Annotated in this window: 6 protein-coding genes and 1 pseudogene; 6 read left to right on the top strand and 1 reads right to left on the bottom strand. The window is 32.8% G+C overall.

The genetic code is table 11. The features are described 5' to 3' along the window. The 6 genes and pseudogenes from B3J44_RS00625 to B3J44_RS00600 form a co-directional block, all read left to right on the top strand. Positions 1 to 156: pseudogene (locus tag B3J44_RS00625) on the top strand (GDP-mannose pyrophosphatase); the annotation flags it as partial. 57 nt (positions 157 to 213) lie between these two features. Further along, the gene (locus tag B3J44_RS00620; protein WP_286964929.1) at positions 214 to 543 is read left to right on the top strand and encodes a hypothetical protein; all 330 of its coding nucleotides are present in this window, start codon (positions 214 to 216) and stop codon (positions 541 to 543) included. A gap of 33 nt (positions 544 to 576) precedes the next feature. Beyond that, positions 577 to 999, top strand: coding sequence for a hypothetical protein (locus tag B3J44_RS00615; protein ID WP_286964927.1), 423 nt, complete (start codon positions 577 to 579; stop codon positions 997 to 999). Positions 1,000 to 1,107: 108 nt separating this feature from the next. Beyond that, on the top strand, positions 1,108 to 1,992 hold the full coding sequence (locus B3J44_RS00610) for a L,D-transpeptidase (protein WP_286964925.1): 885 nt from the start codon (positions 1,108 to 1,110) through the stop codon (positions 1,990 to 1,992). Positions 1,993 to 2,296: 304 nt separating this feature from the next. Beyond that, positions 2,297 to 2,887, top strand: a complete 591-nt coding sequence (locus B3J44_RS00605; protein WP_286964924.1) for a TetR/AcrR family transcriptional regulator — start codon at positions 2,297 to 2,299, stop codon at positions 2,885 to 2,887. A 63-nt stretch (positions 2,888 to 2,950) separates the two neighbouring features. Beyond that, complete coding sequence (locus tag B3J44_RS00600) at positions 2,951 to 4,090, top strand: FAD-dependent oxidoreductase (protein ID WP_286964921.1); 1,140 nt, start codon at positions 2,951 to 2,953, stop codon at positions 4,088 to 4,090. Between the two features lie 192 nt (positions 4,091 to 4,282). On the opposite strand, the gene B3J44_RS00595 is transcribed toward B3J44_RS00600, so the two are convergent. After that, positions 4,283 to 4,828 (bottom strand): IMP dehydrogenase (locus B3J44_RS00595; protein WP_286964920.1); only part of this gene is annotated, 546 nt, incomplete at its 5' end.

Raw genomic sequence — 4,828 nt, 5'->3', positions numbered from 1 at the left:
GTAAGCGAAGGCGGCGGACTTGACGCCGAACAGGAAAATATAGAAGTTCTGGAATATACTTTTGATGAAGCTTACGCCATGATTGAATCTGGAGAGATTACAGATGCTAAAACTATTATGTTATTGCAACATGCTAAAATCAAAGATTTAATATAAGAATATACTTACTTTTTTATTTGATTTCTTATATTTGTTGACTTTAAACAAAATATCATGACTCATCAACAAATTTTAGATAAACTCGCAGCAAAATATCTTGTAAAATCAATCGATGATGATTTGGCAAGACTCACTTTTACAGCAATGTGCTATGAAAAAGATACAGAAAAACAGCTTTCAAGAATACTGCCCCAATTATTAAATCGCTGGAATTGTGTTTTAAACACAGAACAAATCTCCAATAATCACAAACAAAAGACAATTCTTGCCCTCTCTATTGTTTTACACAAATACGGGTTTAAAGATGATACAATAAATAAGAAAGCAATTGAAGCTATAGATCTTTTAAATAAAGAAGTGGTTCTAAGTGATGATTTTTTTTAAAAATCAGAAGAAATAAAACAATTTATCTTATCATTGCCAATTCCCCTAAAACGAAAACCGTCTGTTCCAGAAAGCATTACTTTTTATAGAAAAGGAGATGTAATTTCTATTCAATTGGAGAATCGCTTTTATGCTGCATATATTCATAAAATTACTGGTGCGAATGAAAGTCCTATTTTAGAATTCTATGATGGTGTTTTTGATAAAATCCCAACTTGGGGAAACTTACAAAATTTACCTGCAAAAGGTCAATTATATAACGATGGAATTAAAAGGATTTCAAAGTTTTCAGTTTATGGATTAAAACACGAACCTGATACTGCTAATCAAATTAGATTGATAAAAGCTTCTGTAGATAATCCGCCTGCAAACAATCATCTTAAAGAGTCAGTTGGACTATATAGTGTTATTGATTTATTCACTCTTCAACGTGATATAAAAAATTTGTTTAAATAAATAGATGATTTTTACATCAGTAATGTAAATCCCGAAACCAATTCAAAAAATTATGTAACCCTTTTCAGCTATCAGATGTATAACTTTATATTCATAAAAATACGACCTATGAAAAAGTTATATTACACAGCAAACGCATTACTATTATTAATGTTAGTATTACTAGGTTCTTGCAAAAAAACCGATACGATAACATTGACTGAAAATAAAAAAGAGAAAAAGAAGGTAATTGAATATAAAAAACCCGAGACAGTTTCTTATCAAATCGAAAAAACCAAAGATTGGCTCAAAATTAATGAAGCTGACAGTTCTAAAATGGATATTGTTTATGCTTTGAATAGAACCGATAAAGCCAATTTCAAAAAACTGGATTCTGTAGTTATTCCAGCAGATTTTAGCGGAGATTTGGTTTATTATCTTCCTTTTCCATTGCATGTTTCAGCTTTAGAAGAAGTTTCAAAAATTATCCTTTTTTCATATCCAACGCAAGCTTTTGCTGCTTACGAAAATGGTGAATTGGTTCGTACAGGTCCAACAAATATGGGAAGAAAAAAAGATCCCACTCCCACTGGATTGTTTTTTACCAACTGGAAAGCAGAACAAACCACAAGTACATTTAATGACGAATGGGATTTAAAATGGAATTTTAATATTGAAAATAAACTAGGAGTTGGTTTTCACGAATATGCATTGCCTGGATATCCTGCGTCACATTCTTGCTTACGACTATTAGAAAAAGACGCCAAATATCTTTATAAATTTGCTGATGAATGGATTTTGAAGGATAAAGAAAACGTAAAAGTAAAAGGAACTCCTGTGGTTGTTTTTGGAAGTTATAATTTTGATGGCCCAAAACCATGGCTTAAACTAGCCTCAGATCCAGAAGCTTTAAATATTTCTGAAGGCGATATTGAAAACACAGTAACGCCATACTTAAAAGAAATCTTAGAAAATCAGAACCTAAGAGAAGCCGAGCCAACAAAAACTCTATAAAAATATATTCTAAATACATAATCAGCTGAAATGATACAATATCGTTTCAGCTTTTTTTTTGTTTGTTTTTGAACATAATATTTGGCTAAAGCCCTTCGCTTTGTCCTTTTTTCAACCTCCAGCTAAAGCTGGAGACAATCCTTTTCCAAACCTTAAAAACCTTTGTCTCCTTGTCTCTTTGAACCTTTGAACCTAAAAACTCAGAACCTCAGAATCTTAGAATCTTAGAACCTTTAAAAAAACATAAATAAGCGATCGTTCATTTATTATTTTTTATATCTTTGTACCATAATCAAGTACAATTATGAGAACTAGAGATACCAATAAAGAAGAAATTGTAAAACAAAAAGCAATTGAAATGATCGTTACACAAGGCGTAGAAGGTTTTGGAATGAATCGTCTTGCTAAAGAATGCGGTATTTCTGTTGCGACACTTTATATCTATTATTCAGACAAAGAAGACTTAATTAAAAAGATCGGAATTGAAATTGGTAAAAACTTCTTCGAAAAGATGTTTGATGGATTTTCTGCAGACATGTCTTTCAAAGATGGATTGCGTAATCAATGGGAGAATCGTATCTATTTCAATATAAACTTTACACAGCAAGCAACTTGTCTAGAACTTTTAAAACATTCTACTTATGGAGATGCGATTATAGCAGAAATAACAGGCGATTATAAACAAATGATGACAGAATTTATGCTTGCTGCAATTGAGAGAAATGAACTTATTTCTATTCCATATGAAATTTTTTGGAGTATTGTTTATGGTCCGCTTTATTCTCTTTTAGAGTTTCATCGAGAACGAAAATCGATGTCTGGAAAACCCTTTACTCTTACAGATGAAATGAAAGACAGCGCTTTTAATCTCGTTTTAAAAGCACTTACTCCTTGACGATAAATTCAATTTTAAAACCATATCAACAACAAAATTTAAATACAATATAATTTCAATAAAATGAAAACTTCGATTATAGAAAATAAAAAGATCGCCATTATTGGCGGTGGACCAGTTGGATTAACAACTGCAAGAATTTTACAAATTAATGGCGCCAATGTTACGGTTTACGAAAGAGATCTTAACTCACAAGCAAGAACATCTGGCGGAACTTTAGACATTCATTCTGACTCAGGGCAATATGCAATTCAGAAAGCGGGATTAATGGATGAATTCTATAAATACGCACGTCCAACTGGCGAAAAAATGGCCGATATAGACGGAAATATTACTTCTGACGAAATGCCTGATCAAACCAATGCTTTTTCTCGCCCAGAAATTGATCGTAATGATTTAAGAAAAATGATGTTAGAGAATCTTGAAGAAAACACTGTTGTTTGGGATAGTCAGCTAATCAACATTGATAAATCTGAAAATCAATATGTTTTAGAATTCAAAAACGGTACTACAACAACTGCCGATTTTGTAATTGTAGCAAATGGAGGAAGATCAAATGCTCGAAAATTTGTAAGCGATCAAGAACCTCAACTTTCTGGAACTTATATTATTCAAGGCGAAATTGCAAATCCAGATCTAGATTATCCTGAATTTAAACCGAAATACGGAAACGGAAATGTTATGGCAATGGGCGAACACAAAATGTTTTACACGCATACTATGCGAGACGGATCGGTTCATTTTGGAGTTTCTTTTAAAGCAGATGAAGATTGGATTTCAAATCACGGAATTAACTTTAAAGACGATCAATCTGTTATTTCTTTTTTGAATGAAACTTTTAAAAATTGGAATGACGATTATAAAAAATTCTTCGCTGTTTCAACTGAATTTTCTGGTTTGCCTTTAAGATTATTTTCTTTAGAAGAACCTTGGAAAGAACATTCAAATATTACGCTTGTTGGAGACGCAGCTCACTTAATGCCACCATTTGCTGGCGAAGGTGTAAATATGGGATTATTCGATGCTTTTCATCTAACCGAAAATTTAACCAACGGAAAATTTGAAACCATTGACGAAGCAATTGCCGATTACGAGAAAAAAATGTTTGGTTACGCATTAGAAGCACAACGCATGACAAAGAAAATGGAAGATTTATTGCACTCTGATATTGTTGCTGAAGATATTTTAAACAGTAGATTTTAAATTTCAATTAGAAATTAGATAAAGCCTCAGCGGAGCGACATATAATCATATCTAAGATAATATGTCGCTCCGCTGGAGCTTTATATTGTAAACTTCTCATTTTCTCTATAAATATTTCGCTTCTCCGAAGCTTATAAAAAAAGGAGTTGTCTTTTTAAGACAACTCCTTTTTTGTTTATGATACACCCTAAATTATCTAGAATAATTTGGAGCTTCTTTTGTAATTGTTACGTTGTGTGGGTGACTTTCAGTGATTCCACTAGAAGTGATTCTAACAAAACGTCCAGTTTCTTGCAAAGTAGGAATATCTTTTGAACCACAGTACCCCATACCTGCACGAAGACCTCCAATAAACTGAAGCATACTTTCGTTTAATTCTCCTTTGTAAGGAACACGTCCAACGATTCCTTCTGGAACTAATTTTTTAACATCGTCTTCAACATCTTGGAAATAACGATCTTTAGAACCCGTTTGCATTGCTTCAACAGATCCCATTCCGCGGTAAGATTTGAATTTTCTTCCTTCAAAAATGATTGTTTCTCCTGGAGACTCTTTTGTTCCTGCTAGTAATGAACCTAACATTACACAGTCAGCTCCTGCAGCAATAGCTTTAGGAATATCTCCTGTATAACGAATTCCACCATCGGCGATAACTGGAACTCCAGTTCCTTTGATAGCTGCGGCAACTTCTAAAACTGCCGAGAATTGAGGAAAACCAACACCTGCAACGATACGAGT

It is taken from the genome of Flavobacterium sp. UBA4854, assembly GCF_002399805.1.
Classification (GTDB): Bacteria; Bacteroidota; Bacteroidia; order Flavobacteriales; family Flavobacteriaceae; genus Flavobacterium; species Flavobacterium ginsengisoli.
The sequence above is the reverse complement of the archived record's forward strand: the minus strand, read 5'-3'. Positions and strand labels throughout refer to the sequence as shown.